Genomic DNA, 24,100 nt, shown 5'->3' with positions numbered 1-24,100 from the left:
AGAGACTCGCGCAGCATACTACTTCCGGGGCTCCGGCGGTAGAGCTCAGGCCCGGCGATCCTGCTGGCGCGCGCCCAGTTCGGCGAGGATGTGGCGTTCGAGCCGCGGCAGCAGGCCGCGCAGCCGGGCCGCCAGCGTGCGGGCCTGGCCCTGCGCGCCCGGCTCGGCCTGGCGTTCCAGATCGGCGCACAGGTCGCCGCAGACGTTGGCGAAATTCAGCGCCCCGACCGTGCGCGCCGCCGATTTGAGGCGGTGCGCCGCGGCCGCCGCCCGGGCCGGCTCCTGCGCCACCAGCGCGCGATCGATCTCGTGCATGCCGTCGCGGGCCGTGTCCAGGAACAGGAACGCGTATTTGCGCATGCGCTCCGGCTGGCCGCCGAACGCATCGGACAGCACGCCCAGGTCGAGCAGGGTGACCACCCTCGGGGCATCCGGGACGTCCGGCCGCGGTACGCCGCGGCCGAGCGCACGCGCGATCGTCGCAATCAGCGTCTCGGGCGCCGCCGGCTTCGTCAGGAATTCATCCATGCCGGCCGCGAGGCAGCGGGCCTGGTCCTCGATCCCGGCATTCGCCGTCATCGCGATCACTTTCAGGCCCGCCAGCCGGGCATCCGCGCGGATGCGGCGCGTGGCCTCGCAGCCGTCCATCACGGGCATCTGCACGTCCATCAGGACGCAGTCGACAGACACTCCCGCCAGCCGGTCCAACGCCTGGGCGCCATCGTCCGCGACGACGACACACGCGCCGGCATCCTCCAGCAGCTCGCGCGCCACCAGCTGGTTGAACGCATTGTCCTCGACGAGCAGGATCGTGCAGCCGGCCAGAGCCCCCGGTTCCGACGGCGGCGCCGGCGCCGCGGGACGCGGGGCCGTCATCGGCTGCAGGCGCACCGTGAACCAGAACGTGCTGCCCTGCCCCGGCACGCTCGTCGCGCCGACCTCGCCGCCCATCAACTCCGCCAGCTGCTTGCTGATGACGAGACCGAGGCCCGTGCCGCCGTGCACGCGCGTGGACGACGGATCGGCCTGGTGGAACGGCGTGAACAGCTGCGCCAGGTCGTCCGCCGCGATGCCGATGCCGCGATCCTCGACCTCGAAGCGCACGAGCACGTCGGCCCCCACCGTCCGTTCGACGCGGGCCCGCACGTGGATGGTGCCGTGATCGGAAAACTTGATGGCGTTGCCGACGAAATTCAGCAGCACCTGCTCGAGCCGCAGCGGATCGCCGCGGACGGGCCATTTCAGCTCGGGCGCCACGTCGAACACGAGCTCGAGGCCGCGCGCCGACGCCTGCGCGCCCAGCTGGCTCTCGACGTTGCGCTTCAGCGCGTCGAACGTGAAGTCGCGCAGTTCCAGCTCGACCTTGCCGGCCTCGATCTTGGAAAAGTCGAGGATGTGGTTGATGATGCCCAGCAGGTGCTGCGCCGAATGCTGGATCTTGCCCAGGTAGTCGCGCTGCTTCGGGTCTTCCGCGCGCTTGCCCGCCAGGTAGGCCATGCCGATGATGCTGTTCATCGGCGTGCGGATCTCGTGGCTCATGTTGGACAGAAAGTCGCTCTTGGCGCGGCTCGCCGCGTCGGCCTGCGCCTTCAGCGCGTGCAGTTCCGTCACGTCCGTCGACACGCACAGCACCGCCCCTGCGTCGCCATCGCCGGCGAAGCGCACGGGCACCTTCACGCTCCACAACTGGCGCGGGACGCCGTCGCTGCCGGCAAAGGCGTTCTGCACCGCGCGCTTTTCGCCCAGTTCCAGCACGGGCCGGTCCAGCGCCCACAGCGCGTCGGCCTGCGCGGGCGGCATCACCTCGCGGTCGCGCCGTCCCACGATCTCGTGCGCCGGCAGGCCGCAGGCGGCGGCCATCTTCGCGTTGACGTAGCGGTAGCGGCGGTCGCGGTCCTTCAGGTAGACGTAGGCGTCGACGTTGTCCAGCACGAGGTCGAGCAGCCGGCGCTGGTCCACGGCCGTCTTGCGCGAGCGGGCCAGGTTCAGGAACAGCGCAAACGCGAGGAGTGTCGCGCCAAAGCCGCCCGCGCCGGCCAGCCAGGGGAAGACGCGGCCGAAGCCGTCGACGAGGTCGGCGCGGCGGGCGACGAAGCGGGCCTTCCACAGGTTGTCGTCGAAGCGCACGGGCAGCACCGTTTCCATCAGGTCGCCGGCATTCTTCAGCGCCGCACCGGCGCCGTCGTACAGCAGGTTGTCCGCCTCGTTGACGTGCAGCGGGCCGGCCGCCCGGCTGTCGGCGGCGGCATACAGCTGCAGCGCGACCGGCTGGTCGCCGCCCGGCAGCGCGCCGCGCACGAGGGCCGGCACGGAAAAGCCGATGCCGACGGAGCCCGCATACGCGGCGCGCCGGCCTTCGACGTCGGGCGGAACGGCGCCGTCCGTGCGGTAGACGGGCATGCGCAGGCCCAGGCCGAGATGGCGCACGGGGTGCTCCACGACGATGGGCTTGCCGGATGCCGTCATGCGGCCGCTGTCGCGCGCCCGCTCGAGCGCCTGCGCGACCGCGGGCGCGCCGCCCGCCAGGTCCGCACCGGCCTTCTCCGCCAGCCAAGGCTCCAGGTAAGTCAGCACGGTGTGCGCGGGACGCCGTACGGCGGGCCGGATCGTGAAGCCGGGATAGCCGGCCGGGTCGAGGCTGCGGTCCGCGCGCACGCCCGCGACGAACGCATCGCGCGCGCCCGCCTCCACGTACGCCGCGTAGTTGACCGATTCGAGCGCCGGATAGTGCTCGGCCACGCCCAGCGCCTGGACGTAACGGTGGAATTCCAGCCGCGTGACGGCGCCGCTTGCCTGGAACAGGCCGGCCAGGCCCCGCACGACGTCCGCATACGAATGCACGGCGCCGGCCAGTTGCTGGCGGCCGGTGCGCGCCAGGTGGTCGAAGCGGGCCTGCGTCTCGATGTCGACCGTGTGCGCCGCGCCCAGGTACAGCCCGGCGCCGGCGAGCAGGGCCAATGCGACGCCGCCGGCCCAAAGCGCGGCCGTCTTCCCCGTGTTGCGCGTCGTGATGTCACCCATGGCTTAATTGCCGTACGGAAATTTTTAGATGTTTGCTAGTATGTCCGAATCAGGCCGAAATGGCGAGCTCAACAATAAGGAATGCATATGCGTGAAGCGGATAATGGACATCTCGACCCCTGGTTGTGGCTGGAAGACGTCGATTCCGACCGCGCGCTCGGCTGGGTGGCCGAACGCAACGCGGAGACGGAGCGCGAACTCACCGCCCTTCCCGGCTACGCGGCCTTGCGCACGCGGCTGAAGACGATCCTCGATTCGCGCGACCGCATCCCCTACGCCGGCCACCACGCCGGCCGCTTCTACAACTTCTGGCGCGACGCCGACCACGAACGCGGGATCTGGCGCCGCACGACGCTGGACGAGTACCGCAAGCCGGCGCCCGCCTGGGAAACGGTGCTGGACCTGGACGTCCTTGCCCGCCTTGAAAGCGAGAACTGGGTGTGGGCGGGCGTGACGTTCCTGGAGCCGCACGGCACGCGCTGCCTCGTCTCGCTGTCGCGCGGCGGCGGCGATGCCCACGTCGTGCGCGAGTTCGACGTCGCGACGCTGTCCTTCGTCGACGGCGGCTTCACCTTGCCGGAAGCGAAGTCGAGCGTCGGCTGGATCGACGCGGACACGCTGTTCGTCGCCACCGACTTCGGCCCCGACTCGATGACCGAATCCGGCTACCCGCGCATCGTGAAGGCGTGGCAGCGCGGCACGTCGCTGAGCGAGGCCACGCTCGTCTACGCAGCGCAGGAAGGCGACCTGTCCGTCTCCGCCTGGCACGACCCGACCCCGGGCCACGAGCGCCAGTTCGTGCTGCGCCAGATCGATTTCTACAGCAGCGAGCTGTTCCTGCGCGATCCCGCGAGCGGCCAGCTTGAGCCCATCGACAAACCGCTGGACGCGAACGCGTTCGCGCTGCGCGACCGGTTCATCGTCGAACTGCGCTCGGACTGGACGCTTGGGGACCGCACGTGGCCGCAGGGCGCCCTGCTCGCCATCGGATTCGACCGTTTCCTGGAAGGCAGCCGCGATTTCGACGTGCTGTTCGAACCCACGCCGACGACGTCGCTGGACGGCATCGCGGCGACGCGAGGAGCGCTTTTCCTCACGATCCTCGACAACGTCAAGAACCGGATCGTCGAATGGCAGCACGTGGATGGCCGCTGGCAACGCCGCGACGTCGACGCCCCCGGCATGGGCGCGCTGCACGTCTCCGCCGTCGACGAGTACGACTCGGACCAGGCGTTTCTCACCGTGACCGACTTCCTCACGCCGAGCAGCCTGTACCTGATCGAGGCCGGCCGCGACGGGCGCGAACTGTTGAAGTCGATGCCGGCGTTCTTCGATGCGTCGCCCTATGCCGTCAGCCAGTTCACGGCGGAGTCGCCGGACGGCACGCACGTCCCGTATTTCGTCGTGATGCGCAAGGACGCGCCGCTGGACGGCACGCATCCGACCCTGCTGTACGGCTACGGCGGCTTCGAAGTGTCGCTGACGCCGTTCTACAGCGGCACGACGGGCGAGGCATGGCTGGCGCAGGGTGGCGTATATGTCCTGGCGAACATCCGCGGCGGCGGCGAGTTCGGGCCGCGCTGGCACCAGGCGGCGTTGAAGGAAAACCGGCAAAAGGCGTTCGACGATTTCCTCGCGGTCGCCGGGGACGTCATCCGGCGCGGCATCACGACCCCGCCCCACCTGGGCATCATGGGCGGCAGCAATGGCGGATTGCTCGTGGGCGCGGCCCTGACGCAGCGGCCGGACCTGTTCGGCGCCGTCGCCTGCCAGGTGCCGCTGCTGGACATGCGCCGCTATCACGAGCTGCTGGCCGGCGCGTCGTGGATCGGCGAGTACGGCGACCCGGACGATCCCGACGAATGGGACTACATTGCCCGCTACTCGCCCTACCACAACGTCTCGCCGGACAAGCAGTATCCGCGCGTGCTGTTCACGACGTCCACCCGCGACGACCGCGTCCACCCGGGCCACGCGCGCAAGATGGCGGCGCGGATGCGCGACCAGGGGCACGACGTGCTGTACTGGGAAAACACGGAGGGCGGCCATGCCGGCGCGGCGAACAACGAGCAGACGGCGACGATGTGGGCGCTGACCTATGCTTTTCTTTTGAGGAAACTCAAGTAATTGCACCTCGTAAACGCTGGACGTGACCTATTTCGCCGGTAACCATCAGTTAGCAAGCTAACGCAACCAGCACATTCGATAAGAAACTAGCAGGGTTGCTAGGACGCTAAATGAATGTTGCATGGAATACTTGTTTCTCACACATCTTTCCATGGAGGAGCGGCGATGGCTAATGATTTCGTTACCGAAGCAAGCCTGCGGGAACCGTCGGCAGGCAACCTGATGATGAAAACGCCCGCATCCCTGGCGCCCTCCATCAGCGATCTAAAAAAATACCGGATCAGCAAGCGCGAGAGCCAGGAGAAATTCTGGGGCCGATTTGGCGTCACGCAATCCAGCGGCAGCCGTTTCGAAACGGGTCTGGCCATTCCGGCCCCGGTCGCGCTGCTGTTGAAACTCTATGTCAACGGCAAGCTCAACGATGGTGATCTTCTGGGGTAATCAGCCCCAGCGAGATGGCCCTCACGACCGCCTGTTGCCGGGTGTTGACGTTGAACTTCTGGCGAATATTGCCCATGTGGAAGTTCACCGTCGCCTCGGAACAGCCGGTGATTTTTGAAATTTCCCACGACGATTTGCCCACCATGACCCAGTTGAGCACCTCCAGCTCGCGCGGGGTCAGGCGCGGCGCCGCCTCCTGCACAGGCGGCGGACAGAAACGCACGCCCGACGCGTACGCATAATCCCGCACCAGCGCCAGATCGGGCAGCATGCTCGTGACGTCGCGCAGGAATGCATTATCCGCCGCCGTGTCGACGGCAAAACTCAGCAGGCCAAACTCCCCGTTCGGACCATGGATCGGAAACGTCACGCCGGCGCGGATGCCGTACGTGCACGCTTCTTCATACAGCGCGCGCTGGGCCGGGCTGCGGAAGATTTCCGGCTGCCAGATCAACGGCAAGGTGGTGGCGAGGCAATGGCTGACGACGGGATCGACATAGGCGAACCGCTCGGCGTCATAGCGTTCGCGCCATTTTGTCGGGTAATTGCTCTGTATAAATGCGTTCTCGAGCCGCGCGTGGCGCGAGCCCGACATGCCGAACAAGACCTTTTCGAATCCATAGTGGCGGCCGAGGGCGAACAGCGCTTCGCCCCAACTGGACGCGGTGTCGGTATGTAACAACTCGTCTAAATCGACGGTCTTCATGGATGCCTCGCGCTGTTTGAATGGGGTGTAATGACACCCCGCTATGCTAGTTGAGTTGTAACCAAAAAGCACGAAAAATTGGTCTTTTATTCATTATGGCAGAGCCATGACATTGGATCAGTTGTCGTTCCGATACATGTTGAACAACGTCCTCCATCGAATCGTGCGCCAGTCTTTACGACTTTCGAATATCCTCGCGCGAATTGTCCATTTAAAATTTCAAAAATGCAAGTTTATGGTGGATTCGTAACAATCCTGTCTGTCAGGCATATGCATGCTTGACTTGACCGGACACGGGTGTATCGTTGCGTTTCCTTAGCATTTAACAATGCGCGTTGTCCGAAGACCATGCGCGCCAGCCCCCTTCCGCTTTCTCTTCGAGGATCTTTAGTCAATGAATAACATGACCGACATGGCTGAACAGCTCGATGTCAAGCTGCTGCTGTCCACGCTGATGGCGCTGAAAAAAGGCGACTTCTCGGTGCGCATGCCGTCCGACTGGACCGGCGTGTCCGGCAAGATCGCCGATACCTTGAACGACATCATCGAGACCAAGGAAAAAATGGTCGAGGCTGTCACCGAAGTGTCGCGCGTCGTGGGCCGCGAAGGTCATCTGACGCAGCGCGCCTCGGTGCCCGGCGTCGTGGGCGGCTGGTCCACCATCATCAGCTCGGTCAATACGCTGATCGACGACCTCGTGCGCCCGACGACGGAAATGGCGCGCGTCATCGGCGCCGTCGCGAAGGGCGATTTGTCGCAGACGATGGCGCTGGAAGTGGACGGCCACCCGCTGAAAGGCCAGTACCTGCGCGCGGCGACGACCGCGAACACGATGGTGGAACAGCTGTCGTCGTTCTCGTCCGAGGTGACGCGCGTGGCGCGGGAGGTCGGTACCGAGGGCAAGCTGGGCGGCCAGGCGTACGTCCCCGGCGTCGCGGGCACGTGGAAGGACTTGACGGACTCCGTGAACTCGATGGCGGGCAACCTGACGTCGCAGGTGCGTAACATCGCGGAGGTGACCACCGCCGTGGCGAACGGCGACTTGTCGAAGAAGATCACGGTGGACGTGCGCGGCGAGATCCTGCAGCTGAAGGACACCATCAACGTGATGGTGGACCAGCTCCGCTCCTTCGCGTCCGAGGTGACCCGCGTGGCGAGGGAGGTCGGCACGGAAGGCAAGCTCGGCGGCCAGGCCTACGTGCCCGGCGTCGCGGGCACGTGGAAGGACTTGACCGACAACGTGAACTTCATGGCGTCCAACCTCACGGGCCAGGTGCGTAACATCGCGGCCGTGACGACCGCGGTGGCGAACGGCGACCTCGGTAAGAAGATTACCGTGGACGTGAAGGGCGAGATCCTCGAGCTGAAGAACACCATCAACGTGATGGTGGACCAGCTGTCCTCGTTCGCATCGGAGGTGACCCGCGTCGCCAGGGAGGTCGGCACGGAAGGCAAGCTCGGCGGCCAGGCCATGGTGAAAGGCGTCGCGGGCACGTGGAAGGACTTGACGGACTCCGTGAACTCGATGGCAGGCAACCTCACGGGCCAGGTGCGTAACATCGCGGACGTGACGACCGCCGTGGCGAACGGCGACCTGTCGAAGAAGATCACGGTGGACGTGAAGGGCGAGATTCTCGAACTGAAGAACACCATCAACGTGATGGTCGACCAGCTGAACTCCTTCGCGTCCGAGGTGACCCGCGTGGCGCGGGAAGTGGGTACGGAAGGCAAGCTCGGCGGCCAGGCGAACGTGCCCGGCGTCGCGGGTACGTGGAAAGACCTGACGGACGGCGTGAACTCGATGGCGGGTAACCTGACGGCGCAGGTGCGTAACATCGCCGACGTGACGACCGCCGTGGCGAACGGCGACCTGTCGAAGAAGATCACGGTGGACGTGAAGGGCGAGATCCTGGAACTGAAGAACACCATCAACGTGATGGTGGACCAGCTGTCCTCGTTCGCATCGGAGGTGACCCGCGTGGCGCGCGAGGTGGGTACCGAGGGCAAGCTGGGCGGCCAGGCGTACGTGCCGGGCGTCGGCGGTACCTGGAAAGACCTGACGGATAACGTGAACTTCATGGCATCGAACCTGACGGGCCAGGTGCGTAACATCGCGGCGGTGACCACCGCCGTGGCGCGCGGCGACCTGTCGAAGAAGATCACGGTGGACGTGAAGGGCGAGATTCTCGAACTGAAGGACACCATCAACGTGATGGTGGACCAGCTGTCGTCGTTCGCCTCCGAGGTGACCCGCGTGGCGCGCGAGGTGGGTACCGAGGGCAAGCTGGGTGGCCAGGCCAACGTGTCCGGTGTCGCGGGTACGTGGAAGGACTTGACCGAGAACGTCAACCAGCTGGCGGCCAACCTGACGAACCAGATGCGCGCGATCGGTGAAGTGGCGACGGCGGTGACGCGCGGCGACCTCTCGCGTTCCATCCAGGTGGAGGCGCGCGGCGAGGTGTCCTACCTGAAGGACAACATCAACGAGATGATCCGCAACCTGAAGGAGACGACGCAGAAGAACGCGCAGCAGGACTGGCTGAAGACCAACCTGGCGCGCTTCACCCGGCTGCTGCAGGGCCAGCGCGACCTGCAGGCGGTGACGAAGCTGATCCTGTCCGAGCTGGCGCCGCTGGTCTCCGCGCACCACGGCGTGTTCTACATGATGGATTCGCAGGAAGCCGACGCGCGCCTGCGCATGATCGCGTCGTACGGCTACCGTTCGAGCAGAAAGCTGCCGACGTCGTTCCTGCCGGGCGAAGGCCTCGTGGGCCAGTGCGCGCTGGAGAAGACCCGCATCTGGCTGACGGACGTCCCGCGCGACTACATCGTCGTGTCGTCCGGCCTCGGTTCCGCGCCGCCGACGAACATCGTCGTGCTGCCGATCCTGTTCGAACAGCAGGTCAAGGCCGTCATCGAGATCGCGTCGCTGGACCGCTTCACGGAAACCCACCTCTCCTTCCTCGACCAGCTGATGGAATCGATCGGCGTCGTGCTGAACACGATCGAGGCGAACAGCCGGACGGAATCGCTGCTGACCCAGTCGCAGTCGCTGGCGCAGGAACTGCAGCAGACGAACCAGGAGCTGGCGGAAAAGGCGCGCCTGCTGTCCGAGCAGAACATCGAGGTGGAACGCAAGAACCGCGAGGTGGAACAGGCGAAGCTGGCGCTGGAAGAAAAGGCCACGCAGCTGGCGCTGTCGTCGAAATATAAATCCGAGTTCCTGGCCAATATGTCGCACGAGCTGCGCACGCCGTTGAACTCGCTGCTGATCCTCGCGCAGCAGCTGTCCGACAACCCGGAAGGCAACCTGTCGTCCAAGCAGGTGGAATTCGCGAAGACGATCCACGGCTCCGGCTCCGACCTGCTGACCCTGATTAACGACATTCTCGACCTGTCGAAGATCGAGTCGGGTACGGTCACGCTGGACGTGTCGGAATACCGCTTCTCGAACCTGCGCAACTACGTGGACCGCACGTTCCGCCACATGGCCGAGGCGAAGCATCTCGGCTTCTCGGTGGAGCTGGCGGACAACCTGCCGACCGCGGTCATGACCGACACGACGCGCCTGCAGCAGGTCCTGAAGAACCTGCTGTCGAACGCGTTCAAGTTCACGAGCCACGGCAACGTGTCGCTGACGATCAGCCTCGTGACGAGCGGCTGGACGGCCGACCACCCGCACCTGCTGCATGCGGACGCCGTGCTGGCGTTCTCCGTGCGCGACACGGGCGTGGGCATCCCGGCCGACAAGCTGCAGCTGATCTTCGAGGCATTCCAGCAGGCCGACGGCTCCACCGCCCGCAAATACGGCGGCACGGGCCTGGGCCTGTCGATCTCGCGCGAACTGGCGCGTCTGCTGGGCGGCGAAATCCGCGTGGAGTCCACCGTGAACATCGGTTCCACGTTCACACTGTACCTGCCGTACAACCGCGCGGGCTTCATCAACTACGAACAGACCCGCCAGCCGCAACCGGCACGCCTCGCGCCGCCGCAGCCGCAACCGTCGGCCCTGCCGGCACCCACGATGCTGCTGGAAGTGGAGCCGGAACCCGTCACCAGCGTCACCCTGCCCGACCCGTCGAACAGCCTGGTCGAATACGCGGCCATGCTGGACGACCGCGGCCTGATCGTGCCGGGCGACCCGTCCGTGCTGATCGTCGAGGACGACGAGCGCTTCGCCAAGACGCTGCTCGAATTCGCGCGCGAAAAGAACTTCAAGGGCATCGTCACGCACCGCGGCGATTCCGCGCTGTCCCTCGCCCGCGACTACCTGCCGTCCGCGATCCTGCTCGACATCGACCTGCCGGACATCGACGGCTTCACGGTGCTCGACCGCCTGAAACGCGACCCGAGCACGCGCCACATCCCCGTGCACGTGATGTCGTCGCTGCGCGAGCGCGAGCGCGCGCTGCGCCAGGGCGCGATCTCGTACATCAACAAGCCCGTGAGCCGCGAGATGCTGCAGGAAGAATTCAAGCGCATCCAGAAATTCCTCATGGGCGGCAAGCGTTCGCTGCTCGTCGTCGAGGACGACATGGCGCAGCGCGAATCGATCGTCGGCCTGATCGGCGATTCCGACGTGCGCATCGTGACGGCGGAAGACGGCAAGGCGGCGCTGGACGCGCTGGCGCAGCAGCACTTCGATTGCATGGTGCTGGACCTCACGCTGCCCGACATCTCCGGCTTCGACCTGCTCGACCAGATCGGCAAGCAGCAAGCGTTGCGCGACCTGCCGATCGTGATCTACACGGCGCAGGAACTGTCGCGCAAGGAGGTCACGAAGCTGAAGCGCTATGCCAAGACCATCGTCGTCAAGGATGCGCGCTCGCCGGAACGCCTGCTCGACGAGACCGCGCTGTTCCTGCACCGCTCGCAGGCCAGCCTGCCGGAGACGCAGCGCCGCATGCTGGAAGAGATCCACGCGGCGGACGGCGGCCTCGCCGGCCGCAAGGTCCTCATCGTCGACGATGACCTGCGCAACATCTTCGCGCTGTCGTCGCTGCTGGAGCGCCAGCAGATGCAGGTGCTGTTCGCCGAGAACGGCCGCGACGGCATCGAGGTGCTGGAAAAGGATCCGGCCATCGAGATCGTCCTCATGGACATCATGATGCCGGAGATGGACGGCTACGACACGATGCGCGCCATCCGCCGCATCCCGAAGTTCAAGTCGCTGCCGATCATCACGCTGACCGCGAAAGCGATGAAGGGTGACCGCGACAAGTGCATCGCCGCGGGTGCGTCCGACTACATCACCAAGCCGGTCGACGTCGCCCAGCTGCTGTCGATGATGCGCGTCTGGTTGCACTGATGACGTCCGTAGCGAATACCTGGACCGGCCTCGCGGCCGGGCTGGCGGTCGAGGAGCTCGAAACGGAGCTGCTGCTGGAGGCACTGTTCCAGCGCTACGGCCACGAGTTCCGCGGCTACGACCGGGCGTACCTGCGCCGGCGGCTGGGCGACGCGATGCGCGGTCATGGCGCCGCCACCTTGTCCGGCCTGCAGGAAAAGGTATTGCACGCCCCGCTTGCTGCGTCCGCGCTGCTGCGCATGCTGGCGCCGCAGCCCGTCGACCTGTTCGAGAACACGGGCCACACGCAGCGCCTGCGCACCGTGCTGGCGCCGTCGCTGCGTGCGTGGCCCGTGCCGCGCGTATGGCTGGCGGAATGCGCGGGCGTCGGCGAAGCGTGGGGTCTCGCCATCGTGCTGGCGGAAGAAGGCGTGCTGGGCAAGCTGGACATCCACGCGACCCTCGCCAACGAGGAACTCGTGGCCGAGATGCAGGACGCGTGGCTGCCCGTGGCCGAGCTGGACGCCGCGCAGACCCGCTACGCCGCGAGCGGCGGACATGCCGCGCTGTCGACGTACTTCGAAGTGCGCGACGGCCAGGCGCGCCTGCAGCCGCAACTGCGCCGGCGCATCACGTGGTCGCAGTACAGCCTCGTGACGGATGCGTCGTTCAACGAATTCCAGGCGATCCTGTGCTGCGGCGCGCTGTCCGACTTCGGGCCCGTGCTGCGCCAGCGCGTGCTGCGGCTGTTCCACGACAGCCTCGCGCGCTTCGGCGTGCTGTGCCTGGACCGGCCGCTGGCCGTGTCGGATGCGTATGCGGGGACGTACCAGGCGATCGAGGGGGATCGGCCGTGGTACAAGCGGGTTGGATAGCCGACTGCCGTCATCCCCGCGAAAGCGGGGATCCATGCTGAGGTTCCGAAGTCGCAAAGATATCGAACCCTGAAGCTCAGTATGGGCTCCCGCTTCCGCGGGAACGACGACTCATACGATCCGGGCGCTCGGACGCTCCGCAATCCTGTCCCGCCACGCCTGCAAATTCGTCAGCCCCTCGTCCGACGGCCTGAACCTCATCAGCCCGCGCGCAAACTCCAGCGCGCAGAACCCCGTGATGTCGGCGATCGTGAAGCGCTCGCCCGCCAGGAAATCGCGGTCCGAAAGCACGCCGTCGAGCCAGCGCGCGGTCTCGCGCACCTTGGCGCCCTGCGCCGCGCCGAAGTCGGGAAACTGCGGCTGTTCCAGCGGCGCGAGGCCCGGATGCGTGTGGCGCACGCAGTTGGCGATGCGCAGGAACAGCTGCAGTTCGCAGCGGCGGTCCATCATCTCGATGAACGCACGCTCCTCGAAGTCCTCGCCCATCAGGTTCGGGTTCGGATACTTCCCCTCCAGGTAAGTACAGATGGCACGCGTCTCCGCCAGCGTGCGGCCGTCGGGCAGTTCCAGCACGGGCACCTGCGCCATCGGATTGAGCTGGGCGAACGCCTCGCTGCGGTGCTCGGCCTTGCCCAGGTCGATCTGCACCGTCGCGACGTCCGTGATGCCCTTCTCGGCCATGAACATCAGGACGCGGCGCGGGCTCGGCGCGCGGGTGCTCGTGTACAGTTTCATCCAGCGTCTCCTCATTCGATTGGCGCCGCCGATCATAACGCATCCTGTCCTTTTGCTCATTTGACAGCGTGCGCGGTTTAACCGTAGATTCCCGGCTTGGCCGCGCGCGTCCATCCGACATCACGCGCGGGTCCGACATACATACACGACAGGATTTCCATGCACCGCAAGCTGCTTTCCGCCGCCGTCGCCCCAGCTTTTACCCTTGCTCTGGCGACCGCCCCCTTTCACGTCGGCGCCGCGCCTACCCGCGCAAGCGCGACGGCGAACGCCGACACCACCACGCAACTGCCGCGCGGCGTCGTCCCGACGCATTACCAGGTCGCGCTCACGCCGGACGCCGCCAACGCCTCGTTCGGCGCCCGCGCCGTCGTCACGATCAACGTGGCCGAGGCCACCAGCACGATCACGCTGAACGCGGCCGAGCTGAAATTCTCGAAAGTGACGCTGGCACCGGCGGCCGGCGGCGCCGAACGCGAAGCCTCGGTCGCCGTCGACAACGATGCCCAGACCGCCACGTTCACGTTCGCCCAGCCGATCGCACCGGGCATGTACCGCCTGGCGATGGACTACACGGGCGCGATCGGCACGCAGGCCGTCGGCCTGTTCTCGCTGGACTATCCCGGCGCGGACGGCAAGCAGCGGCGCGCGCTGTACACGCAGTTCGAGAACTCGGACGCGCGCCGCGTGATCCCATCCTGGGACGAGCCCGCGTACAAGGCCAGCTTCGCGCTGGACGTCGTCGTGCCGGCCGCCCAGATGGCGGTCAGTAACATGCCGGCGACGAAAACGGAGACCCTGCCGGACGGCCGCAAGCGCGTGAGTTTCGCGACCACGCCGAAGATGTCGACCTACCTGCTGTTCTTCGCGCTCGGCGACTTCGAGCGCGCGGCCGCGAAGGTGGACGGCACGGAGATCGGCGTCGTCACCCGCCGCGGCGCGGTGCCGCAGGCGAAGTTCGCGCTCGATGCGTCGCAGGCCATCCTGCGCGAATACAACGATTATTTCGGCGTACGCTACCCGCTGCCGAAGCTGGACAACGTGGCCGGCGCGGGCCGCAGCCAGTTCTTCAGCGCGATGGAAAACTGGGGCGCGATCTTCACGTTCGAATACGCGCTGCTGCTCGACCCCGCGATCGCCACGCAGCACGACCGCGAAGAGATCTTCGCCACCGCCGCGCACGAGATGGCGCACCAGTGGTTCGGCGACCTCGTGACGATGCGCTGGTGGGACGACCTGTGGCTCAACGAAGGCTTCGCATCGTGGATGGAGAGCCGCACGACCGCGCGCCTGCATCCGGAATGGAACACGCACCTGGGCGCCGTCGGCGTGCGCGAAAGCGCGATGCGGCGCGACTCGGTCGCCGGCACGCACCCCGTCGTGCAGCACGTGGAGACGGTCGAACAGGCCAACCAGGCCTTCGACGAGATCACGTACTCCAAAGGCGAATCCGTCATCCGCATGCTGGAAGCCTATGTGGGCGCGAACGCGTGGCGCAACGGCGTGCGCGCGTACATGAAGGCGCACGCGTACGGCAACACGGTGTCGGACGACCTGTGGAAGCAGATCGAGAAGGCGGCCGGCAAGCCCGTCACCGCGATCGCCCACGATTTCACGCTGCAGCCGGGCGTCCCGCTGATCAAGGTGGGCGAGCCGGCGTGCCGGAACAATGCGACCACGGTGGCGCTGACGCAGGCCGAATTCACGCGCGACCGCGCCGACAAGGCGCCGCTGGCCTGGCGCGTGCCCGTGATCGCGCAGATCGCCGGCAGCACAAGGCAGTCCACGAAGCAGGCGAGCACGCTCGTCACGGGCGGCAAAGGCACGATCACGATCCCCGGCTGCGGCGCCGTCATCGTCAACGCGGGCCAGAGCGGCTACTACCGCACGCTGTACTCCTCCGCCGATTTCGCCCAGCTGGCCACGCGCTTCGCCAGCCTGGCGCCGATCGACCAGATCGGCCTGCTGGCCGACAGCAGCGCCCTGGGCCAGGCCGGCCTGCAGCCCGCGTCCGACGTGCTGGACCTCGTGCAGGCGACGCCCGCCGGCGCCGATCCGGCCGTGTGGACGCGCATCGCCGCACTGCTCGACGGCGTCCACAACCGCTACCGCGAACAGGCCCGCGGCGGCGACGCGACCCGCCAGAAGCGTTTCGACACGTTCGCGATCGCGCGCCTGGCACCGCTGATGGCGCAGGTCGGCTGGACTGCGCGGCCGGGCGAAGCGTCGTCCGTCGCCAACCTGCGCGAAGAGCTGGTCAATGTGCTGAGCGACCTCGGCGACGCCAACGTCATCGCCGAAGCGCGCCGCCGCTATGCCGCGCTGGCGACTGACGCCAGCGCCGTGCCGGGACCGCTGCGCAAGACGGTGATGGGCGTCGTCGCCCAGCACGCGGACGCCGCCACGTGGGACCAGCTGCACCTGGCCGCCCGCAACGAGACGACGCCGCTCGTGCGCGACCAGCGCTACACCCTGCTGGCCGCGACCGAAGACCGCGCGCTCGCCATGCGCGCCCTGCAACTCGCGCTGACGGACGAACCGGGCCTCACGATCAGCGCCGAGATGATCTCGGAAGTGGCGCTGCGTTATCCGGACATGGCGTTCGACTTCGCGATCGCGAACCTCGCGCAGATCAACGACCGCGTGGACGCGAGCTCGCGCAGCCGCTACCTGGCGCGCCTCGCGACGGGATCGTCGGATCCGGCGATGGTCGACAAACTGGGCGCGTACGCACAGGCGAACCTGGCACCGAGCTCGCGCGGCGACGTCGAGGCGGCCATCGCGGCCATCAAGGACCGCATCCAGGTGAACGCGGCGCGCCTGCCCGAGATCGACGCCTGGCTGGCGAAGAACGGGCGGTAAGCGCTCATGCCGGTCAGATCGTAGGGTGGGCTCCCCGAGCCCACCAAGCGCATGCGATCCGCAAACGTGTGGTGGGCACAGGGTGCCCACCACACGGGGTCTTCTTCACTGAACGGCATTGGCGGTAAGGCGCGCTATTGCGCGGCGACCGTGCCGCGGCGCCGCGCCGTCAGCCACGCATCGAGACGCTGGGCCGCGCCCGGCGCCACGTGCAGGCCCAGCTTCGTGCGGCGCCACAGGATGTCGTCGGCCGCCATCGCCCATTCCTGGCGCACGAGGTAGTCCGCCTCGACCTCGTACAGGCCCGCCACGATTTCCTCGCCCAGGTCGGCACGCGCGCGGCAGTGCGCCAGCAGCGTGGCCAGGCGCGTGCCGTAGCTGCGGGCATAGCGTGCCAGCAGGCCGTCGGGCAGCCAGGCAAATTGCTGGCGGCGTGTGCGCACCCACGCGTCGTACTCGAGCACCGCGCGCGCGACCGGTTCCTTGCCATACAGGTCGCCGCCCGGCAGGCAGGCATGCGCCGTCCACGCCGGCACCTGGCGGCCCAGCACGGGCCCGATCCAGTCGACGGCCTGTTCGGCGAGCTTGCGGAACGTCGTCACCTTCCCGCCGAACACCGACAGCAGCGGCGCGCCGCCGGCCGTGTCGTGCTCGAAGCGGTAGTCGCGGCTGGCGGACGATGCGCTGCCGCCGCCATCGTCCGCGATCAGCGGCCGCACGCCCGCATAACTCCACACCACATCGTCCGGCCCGATGCGCCGCTCGAAGCAGCGGTTCACGGCGTCGCACAGGTACGCCGTCTCGGCGGGGCTGATGGCGACGCGGTCGACGTCCTGCGCGTCGTGGTCGACGTCCGTCGTGCCCACCAGCGTGAACGCGCCCTCGTACGGCAGCGCGAACACGATGCGGCCGTCCGGCTGCTGCAGCAGGAACGCCTGGTCGCCGTCGAACAGGCGCGGCACGACGATGTGGCTGCCCTTCACGAGCCGCAGGGGGCGTGCCGGGCCGGCGCCCGTCGCCTGCAGAAAGCTGCCCGCCCACGGCCCGGCCGCGTTGACGAGGCAGCGCGCGTGCACATGGACGGTGCCGTCCGGGCCCTCCAGGTCGGCCTCCCACCGCTTCGCGTCGCGCCGCACCCGTGCGCAGCGCGTGCGCGTGAAGATCGTCGCGCCCCGTTCGCGCGCATCGAGCGCCGCCAGCACGACGAGGCGCGCATCGTCGACCCACGCATCGGAATACGCGAACGCCTGCGTGAAGCGGGGCTGCAGCGCGGCACCGGCCGGGAGATCGCGCAACGCGACCGTGCCTGACGCCGGCAGGAAGTCGCGCCGCGCCAGGTGGTCGTACAGGAACAGGCCGGCGCGGATCATCCATGCCGGACGCTGGCCCGGCGCATGGGGCATCAGGAAGCGCAGCGGCCGGATGATGTGCGGCGCGCTCTTGAGCAGCACTTCGCGCTCCGCCAGCGCCTTGCGCACGAGCCCGAAATGGTATTGCTCCAGATAGCGCAGGCCACCGTGGATCAGCTTGCTCGACGCGGACGACGTGTGCCGCGCGAGGTCGTCCTTTTCGCACAGCACGACGCGCAGGCCGCGCCCGGCCGCGTCGCGCGCGATGCCGGCGCCGTTGATGCCGCCGCCCACGACGAGAACGTCGCACTCGATTCGTTTGCCGTGTTCACCCATGAAGCCGCACTCCGGATTGCCGGGCCCCCGCCCGACCGCAGCCTACTCTACACCGCGAACGGGGCCCCGTGTTCGGCCACGTCAATCCGGCCGGGGTCGGCCGGCGCGGCCGTGTAGAATCGGGCCATGTCCACCGTTTCATACCACCGCTGACATGGCGCCCGACATGCGCGCCTGGGTCCGCATGCCGTCCGGCAAGCGCCTCGACCTGCTGAATCCGACACCGTTCGACTGGGACGACAGCGACCTCGCCCTCGGCCTCGCGCGCACCTACCGCTGGGGCGGCCACTCGGCGTGGCCGCTGCCGCTGTCCGTGGCCCAGCATTCGATCGCCGTGATGCTGCTGCGGCGCGCGGCATCGCCCACGCCGCTCGCCCCCGTCGTCGAATTGCGCGAACTGTTGCACGACGCGGAAGAAGGCCTGCTCGGCTTCGACGCCGTCGCGCCGATCAAGCCGTTCCTCGGCGAGGGTTTTCGCGCCCTCACGCGGCGCCTGGAACAGGCCGTGTTCCTGCGCTACCGCCTGCCCGCGTGGACGCCGGCCGAGCACCTGCTTCACAAGCGCGCCGACCGCCTGGCCGCCGCCAGCGAAGCCGTGCACGTGGCGGGCTGGTCTGCGCAGGAAGTGCGCACGACGCTGAAGATCCGCTCCGCCGTGCTGGCGCACGATCCGCTGGTCGACGTGTATGGCTGCGCACCGTGGGAACCGTGGCCGCCGGGCGTCGCCGCCGCACGCTTCCTGGCCGCGCTGGAACATCTGCAGCGCCGCATCGACGAAGGGGACGCCGCGTGAGCGCCGCCGAACTTGCGCGGGCCGCCGCGCTGCTGCGCGATGCCGACGGTCTTCTGATCGGCGCCGGGGCCGGCATCGGCGTCGATTCCGGCCTGCCCGACTTCCGCGGCGACCACGGCTTCTGGCGCGCCTATCCGCCGCTGGCCGCGCTGGGCATCCGCTTCGTCGAGATCGCGAATCCGCGCAACTTCGACAGCAATCCCGAACTGGCCTGGGGCTTCTACGGCCACCGCCTCGCGCTGTATCGCGCCACGATCCCGCATGCGGGCTTCGCGATCCTGCGCGACCTCGGCGCGCGCCTGAAGCACGGCGCCTTCGTCTTCACGAGCAACGTCGACGGGCAGTTCCAGCGCGCCGGCTTCGGCCCGGACCGTGTCGTGGAATGCCACGGTTCCATCCACCACCTGCAATGCACGCGCCCGTGCAGCGATGCGATCTGGCCGGCCGATGCCGTCGATCCGCTCATCGATCCCGCGACCTGCCTGATGACGCCGCCGCTGCCCCGTTGTCCGCACTGCGGCGCGCTGGCGCGGCCCAACATCCTGATGTTCGGCGACGGCCGCTGGGTGGACGCCCGCAGCGAAGCGCAGTACGCCCGCCTCGACCGCTGGCGCGCGCAGGTGGCGAACCTCGTCGTCATCGAACTGGGGGCCGGCACGGACGTGCCTTCCGTGCGGCGCGTGTGCGAAGCGCAGGGTGCGCCGCTCGTGCGGATCAATCCGCGCGAGCCCGACGTGCGTCCCGGCCGGGGCGTCGGGGTGGCGCTGGGTGCGCTGGACGCCCTCGCGGCACTCCGTGCAGCGCTCGGTTGACTTGATCCAGATCGACCCGAAAAACTCGATGCCGCATCAAGTCCGCGACCTAAGGCATTGATTCGACGGGATTAATTTTAATATCCACAAGAAATGTGGATAACTGTGTGGACAAGCGCCTCTTGACAAGCCGGAAGCCCAGTATTGGTGCGGGTTTCAATAAACTGCCCATTGAACGGGCAAAATCGAAACTCAATAAAATCAACGACTTACCGTTGCTCGTGTTTTAAGCAGGCACTGGAAATGCGGCAAATTCCTACAAAATCGACCCAGCGTGGATAACTTTGTCACAGTGTTCCGATTCTGCCCACTTTTGCCGTCATCTTGCCGTTATTTTCATTTCCAGGCGTTGCGGGCCCGTTCGCGCACCATCATTCTCACGCTGTCCGGCATCGGTTTGCGCACCTGCAACGTTTCGGCATTCGTCCAGACGCATTCCTCGAAGTGCTTGAGCATGACGGGCGTGACGAAGCGGGTGCGCTGCGCATAGACGTGCCGGTCGCCCATCTGCGCCTGCTGCTTGATGAAGAAACGGTTCGGGACGATGAGGTGCAGGTGTTCCTTCGCGCGCGTCATCGCCACGTACAGCAGGCGGCGCTCTTCCTCGATGTCCTCCGCGCTGCCCGTTGCCATGTCGGACGGGATGCAGCCGTCGACAACGTTCAGCACGTGCACGGCCTTCCACTCCTGCCCTTTGGACGAGTGGATCGTCGACAGGATCAGATAATCCTCGTCCAGCAGCGGCGGGCCGGCGCGGTCACTCGTTGCTTCCGGCGGGTCGAGCGTCAGTTCGGTGAGAAAGTTCTCACGCGAGCCATAGCCGCCCGCCAGCGCCACCAGCTGGTCGAGGTCGGCGGCGCGGACCGCTGCGTCGTCGTGCAGGCGCTCGAGGTGCGGCAGATACCAGTCGCGGACGAGTTCGATTTCCAGCGGCCAGCGCAGGCCCGTCGTGCGCAGGGTGCGGAACAGCGCGGTAAATTGCTCCCACTCCCCTTGGGCGCGCGGAGGCGCGGGAAACGCGTCGACGGCCGCGACGGGGTCGGGCGCCTCCGCCACCGCATCGAGCAGGCGGGCCGCCGTCGCCGGGCCGATTCCCGGAATCAGTTGCACGACGCGGAAGCCGGCCACGCGGCCCGCCGGATTCTGGGCGAAGCGCAGCATGGCGAGCACGTCCTTGATATGCGCCGCTTCCAGGAATTTGAGGCCGCCGAATTTTACGAAGGGGATATTGCGCCGCACGAGTTCGAGCTCCAGCGCGGCGCTGTGGCTGGCGGCGCGGAACAGCACGGCCTGCTGCGTCAGCTTGATGCCCGCCTCGCGCTGTTCCAGCACGCGGTTGCACACCCAGCGGGCCTGCTCGGCCTCGTCCGGGATCAACACGAGCTGCGGCTTGCCGGTGGCGGCCTTATCGGTCCACAAGGTCTTCGCATGGCGCTCCAGCGCGGCGGCGATGACGGCGTTCGACGCGTCGAGGATGGGCTGCGTCGAGCGGTAGTTGCGGTCCAGCGTAATCATCGTCGTGTGCTCGCCGAACTGCTTCGGGAAGTCGAGGATGTTGCGCACCGTCGCGCCGCGGAACGAATAAATGGATTGCGCATCGTCGCCGACGACCATCACGCCCCGCCCGTCCGGCTTCATGCCTTGCAGGATCGCGGCCTGCAGGCGGTTCGTGTCCTGGTATTCGTCGACGAGCACGTGGTCGAACAGCGCGCCCAGTTCCGGCCCGAGTTCCGGATCGGACGCCATCTCGGCCCAGAACAGCAGCAGGTCGTCGTAGTCGAGGACGTTCTGTTCCTGCTTGGCGTCGACGTAGGCGCCGAACAGGCGCTTGAGCTGCTCTTCCCATTCGCTGCACCACGGGAAGGTCGACTGCAGCACGTCGGCCAGCGGCTCGCGGGAATTGACGACGCGCGAGTAGATCGCGAGGCATGTGCCCTTCAGCGGAAAGCGTTTCTGGCCGGTGGAGGCACCCAGGCCCACGTCCTGGCGCACGAGGCCCATCAAGTCTTCGGAGTCGGCGCGGTCGTGGATCGTGAACGACGCTTCCAGCCCGATCCGGCCCGCGTATTCGCGCAGCAGGCGGGCGCCGATGCCGTGGAATGTGCCGGCCCACGGCAGGCTGCCCACGGCCGTCGACATGCCCAGCACGCGCTGCAGCACGCCGGCGGCGCGCTGGCCCATTTCATTGGCCGCCCGGCGCGAAAACGTCAGCAGCAGGATGCGCTGCGGATCGCTCCCCGTCAGGATCAGCTTCGCCACCCGGTGCGCCAGCGTATTCGTCTTGCCCGAGCCGGCGCCCGCGACCACCAGCAGCGGCCGGACCATCCCCGCACCCACGTCGTGCTCGACGGCGGCGCGCTGCTCGGGATTCAGGCCGGCGAACGGATCGGCGGGCGCGGCGGGCTGGGAAACGGGGGTGGCGGTGGCGACGGACATGGCGGTTGAGGATAGATGCTCAACTGTACATTTGTCCAGTATCTTTATGCAAGCGCAGATGGCAATGTAGCAAACCAGCGTCAGCGGGCGCGGCCGCTCACGGCCTCTGCCCGCCTCGCTTGCCTCTTCAACAAGGCTTGTTCAGATATCCACAAAAACTGTGTATAAGTTTGTGGAAAAACACCCTCTTGACATGCCAAAACCAAGCAGGAATGCGGGTTTCAACAATTTGCCCGTTGCGTGGGCAAAACTCAACCTTCACAAAATCAATGAGTTACCAAGTCAAGTGACACACGAATCGAGAATATTCGCAAGATGCACGCGAGCAAGACTGTGCATAACCGTCGAGCTTGTCGCCTGCCTCCACCCTTACCTGCACCAGGAACGCCTGCGGCCCGGCTCCGTCAGCACGCGTTCGATGACGTCGTTGCCGACGTTCTGAGAACGGAGGTATTCCACGGCCGACATCGTATTGCTGCGCTGCTGGAGCGCAATGCCCAGGTCGACGATATCCTTCTGTTGCGTATCGCGCCGCTGGTAAGGGACGGTCACCTGACCGTCTTCGAGCTCGAGGGTGTCTTGGTTCATCGCAGTTCCTGACTTTGATGGATTGAAGGGATTGCTGCCTAACGAGTATTTCCCACCTTTGGCCAAAGTCAAGATTAATTTTTATCCAATGTGGCATTCGTTTGTGAATTCCTCATGACAAACCCGCGCCGCATGCGCGCGCCGCGCCGTTTTCGCTGCGCCTAGAATGGCCTCGTCTATCCAACCACCACGAGGACGCCATGAGCGCAATGCCCGATCCCGACCTGAAACCCGGCGACGAAGCCGAACCCGGCACGCCAGGCGCCGGCGAAGACCTGTGCGAAACCTGCGGCGGCAGCGGCAAGCTGGCCGACGGCAAGACCTGTCCCGAATGCGAAGGCACGGGACGCGTGATGCGGGGCATCGGCGGCGGCTGATCGCCGGAGCGCCGGACCGCCGGAGCGCCGGACCGCCGGACCGCCACATGGACAGGATGCCGGGAGCGGCGCGATAATCGGGGTATGAATGCATCGCCCAGCTCCCCGCCGTCCGGCACGACCGCGCCGTCCGAAAGCGCCAACCGCCCCCGCTCCCTCTCCGACCTGTTCATTTCCTTCACCTTGCTGGCCCTGCAGGGCTTCGGCGGCGTGCTGGCCATCGTCCAGCGCGAGATCGTCGACCGCAAGCGCTGGCTGACCCAGGAACAATTCATCGAAGACTGGGCCGTCGCCCAGATCATGCCCGGACCGAACGTCGTCAACCTGTCACTGATGATCGGCGGCCGCCATTTCGGCATCGCCGGCGCGCTCGCCGCACTGGCCGGCCTGCTGACCGTGCCCCTGATCCTCGTCATCGGGCTGGCCGTGCTGCACGACCGCTTCGCCGACAGCCCCGTCGTGGCCGGCGCGCTGCACGGCATGGCCGCCGTCTGTGCCGGCCTGATCGGCGCGGCCGGCCTGCGCCTGGCGAGCGCGCTGAAGAAAAGCCCGCTGCCCCTGTCCTGGTGCCTGGCCATCGCGGCGGCCGGCTTCATCCTCGTCGCGTTCCTCAAATGTCCGCTCCCCTGGGTGCTGTTCGGCCTCGGCGGCCTGGGCTGCGTCCTCGCGTACCGCCGGCTCGCATCATGACGGCGCCCCTGCACCTCGCGCTGGACTGGGCCGACTGGCTCAATTTGTTCGGCCATTTCCTCCTGATGTCGCTGATGTCGGTCGGCGGGGCCATCTCGACGTCGTCGGAGATGCACCGCTTCCTCGTCGAGCAGCACCACTGGCTGACCCAGGAACAGTTCAACCAGTCCATCGCGCTGGCCCAGGCCGCACCGGGGCCGAACGTCCTGTTCGTCGCCCTGATGGGGTGGCACGTCGGCATGAACGCCGGCAGCACGGCCGCCGCGCTGTTCGGCGTGCTCGTGACGATGGTCGGCATCATGACGCCGTCCACCATCATCACGTACACGGCCGCCCGCTGGGGCCACCGCAACCGCGACCTGCGCGCCGTCCGGGCCTTCAAGCAGGGCATGGCGCCCATCGTGATCGCGCTGCTGCTGTCCACCGCCTGGATCATGGCCAGTTCCGCCGGTACCGGTGCGAGTGCCGGTGCCGGTGCCCCGATCGCGTCCGCCGTCCTGGCGAACTGGCCCCTGTGGCTCACCGCGATCGTCAGCGGCCTGATCATCTGGCGCACGCGCATTCACCTGCTGTGGCTGCTCGCTGCCGGCGCCGTGCTGGGGGCGCTCGGCCTGATCTGAAGCGCAGTGGCGGCCTGCCTGCGGACCGGGCATACTTGCGCTTTC

At 67.1% G+C, this 24,100-nt stretch carries 16 protein-coding genes; 10 read left to right on the top strand and 6 right to left on the bottom strand.

The features are described 5' to 3' along the window. Positions 1-45: 45 nt before the first annotated feature. Entirely contained in the window at positions 46-3,021 is a 2,976-nt protein-coding gene (locus ACEN98_RS13685) for a CHASE domain-containing protein (RefSeq protein WP_413385157.1), read from the bottom strand. A gap of 87 nt (positions 3,022-3,108) precedes the next feature. On the opposite strand from ACEN98_RS13685, the gene ACEN98_RS13680 reads away from it, so the two are divergent. Continuing rightward, positions 3,109-5,148, top strand: coding sequence for a prolyl oligopeptidase family serine peptidase (locus ACEN98_RS13680; protein WP_413385155.1), 2,040 nt, complete (start codon positions 3,109-3,111; stop codon positions 5,146-5,148). Between the two features lie 222 nt (positions 5,149-5,370). Beyond that, positions 5,371-5,589, top strand: a complete 219-nt coding sequence (locus tag ACEN98_RS13675; protein WP_219845242.1) for a helix-turn-helix domain-containing protein — start codon at positions 5,371-5,373, stop codon at positions 5,587-5,589. Here ACEN98_RS13675 and ACEN98_RS13670 read toward each other — a convergent pair. Then, positions 5,564-6,295, bottom strand: coding sequence for a helix-turn-helix transcriptional regulator (locus ACEN98_RS13670; RefSeq protein ID WP_413340171.1), 732 nt, complete (start codon positions 6,293-6,295; stop codon positions 5,564-5,566). The two genes, ACEN98_RS13675 and ACEN98_RS13670, sit on opposite strands and share 26 nt — an antisense overlap. 394 nt (positions 6,296-6,689) lie before the next feature. Between ACEN98_RS13670 and ACEN98_RS13665 the strand changes: the two genes are divergently transcribed. Continuing rightward, on the top strand, positions 6,690-11,603 hold the full coding sequence (locus ACEN98_RS13665) for a response regulator (protein ID WP_413385153.1): 4,914 nt from the start codon (positions 6,690-6,692) through the stop codon (positions 11,601-11,603). Beyond that, positions 11,603-12,457, top strand: a complete 855-nt coding sequence (locus ACEN98_RS13660) for a CheR family methyltransferase (protein ID WP_413385151.1) — start codon at positions 11,603-11,605, stop codon at positions 12,455-12,457. The genes ACEN98_RS13665 and ACEN98_RS13660 overlap by 1 nt, the downstream gene beginning before the upstream one ends. Before the next feature lie 111 nt (positions 12,458-12,568). On the opposite strand, the gene ACEN98_RS13655 is transcribed toward ACEN98_RS13660, so the two are convergent. Beyond that, positions 12,569-13,192 (bottom strand): glutathione S-transferase family protein, encoded by a 624-nt coding sequence (locus ACEN98_RS13655; RefSeq protein WP_413385149.1) that lies wholly within the window; start codon positions 13,190-13,192, stop codon positions 12,569-12,571. 159 nt (positions 13,193-13,351) lie between these two features. On the opposite strand from ACEN98_RS13655, the gene ACEN98_RS13650 reads away from it, so the two are divergent. After that, a complete protein-coding gene (locus ACEN98_RS13650; protein WP_413385147.1) occupies positions 13,352-16,054 on the top strand; it encodes a M1 family metallopeptidase in 2,703 nt (900 codons plus the stop codon). Between the two features lie 134 nt (positions 16,055-16,188). On the opposite strand, the gene glpD is transcribed toward ACEN98_RS13650, so the two are convergent. Next, positions 16,189-17,739 (bottom strand): glycerol-3-phosphate dehydrogenase, encoded by a 1,551-nt coding sequence (gene glpD / locus ACEN98_RS13645; RefSeq protein ID WP_413385145.1) that lies wholly within the window; start codon positions 17,737-17,739, stop codon positions 16,189-16,191. A gap of 166 nt (positions 17,740-17,905) precedes the next feature. Between glpD and ACEN98_RS13640 the strand changes: the two genes are divergently transcribed. Continuing rightward, positions 17,906-18,532 carry a phosphohydrolase gene (locus ACEN98_RS13640; protein ID WP_413385143.1) on the top strand — a complete coding sequence of 209 codons (627 nt, stop codon included), beginning with the start codon at positions 17,906-17,908 and terminating at the stop codon, positions 18,530-18,532. Further along, entirely contained in the window at positions 18,529-19,344 is an 816-nt protein-coding gene (locus ACEN98_RS13635; protein ID WP_413385140.1) for an SIR2 family NAD-dependent protein deacylase, read from the top strand. Before ACEN98_RS13640 ends, ACEN98_RS13635 begins: the two co-directional genes overlap by 4 nt. Before the next feature lie 336 nt (positions 19,345-19,680). Here the strand turns inward: ACEN98_RS13635 and ACEN98_RS13630 are convergent, their stop codons facing one another. Then, the gene (locus tag ACEN98_RS13630; RefSeq protein WP_413385138.1) at positions 19,681-21,780 is read right to left on the bottom strand and encodes an ATP-dependent helicase; all 2,100 of its coding nucleotides are present in this window, start codon (positions 21,778-21,780) and stop codon (positions 19,681-19,683) included. A 369-nt stretch (positions 21,781-22,149) separates the two neighbouring features. After that, the gene (locus ACEN98_RS13625; RefSeq protein ID WP_413341926.1) at positions 22,150-22,368 is read right to left on the bottom strand and encodes a hypothetical protein; all 219 of its coding nucleotides are present in this window, start codon (positions 22,366-22,368) and stop codon (positions 22,150-22,152) included. A 200-nt stretch (positions 22,369-22,568) separates the two neighbouring features. On the opposite strand from ACEN98_RS13625, the gene ACEN98_RS13620 reads away from it, so the two are divergent. From ACEN98_RS13620 to ACEN98_RS13610, 3 genes are all read left to right on the top strand, one after another. After that, positions 22,569-22,745, top strand: coding sequence for a hypothetical protein (locus ACEN98_RS13620; protein WP_181158672.1), 177 nt, complete (start codon positions 22,569-22,571; stop codon positions 22,743-22,745). An 84-nt stretch (positions 22,746-22,829) separates the two neighbouring features. Continuing rightward, a complete protein-coding gene (locus ACEN98_RS13615; RefSeq protein ID WP_413385136.1) occupies positions 22,830-23,435 on the top strand; it encodes a chromate transporter in 606 nt (201 codons plus the stop codon). Beyond that, positions 23,432-24,055, top strand: a complete 624-nt coding sequence (locus ACEN98_RS13610) for a chromate transporter (RefSeq protein WP_413385134.1) — start codon at positions 23,432-23,434, stop codon at positions 24,053-24,055. The genes ACEN98_RS13615 and ACEN98_RS13610 overlap by 4 nt, the downstream gene beginning before the upstream one ends. The last annotated feature ends 45 nt before the right edge of the window (positions 24,056-24,100 follow it).

The organism is Massilia sp. CT11-137 (assembly GCF_047302885.1).
GTDB lineage: Bacteria > Pseudomonadota > Gammaproteobacteria > Burkholderiales > Burkholderiaceae_D > Telluria > Telluria orientalis.
This window is presented reverse-complemented; position numbering and strand designations above follow the sequence as displayed.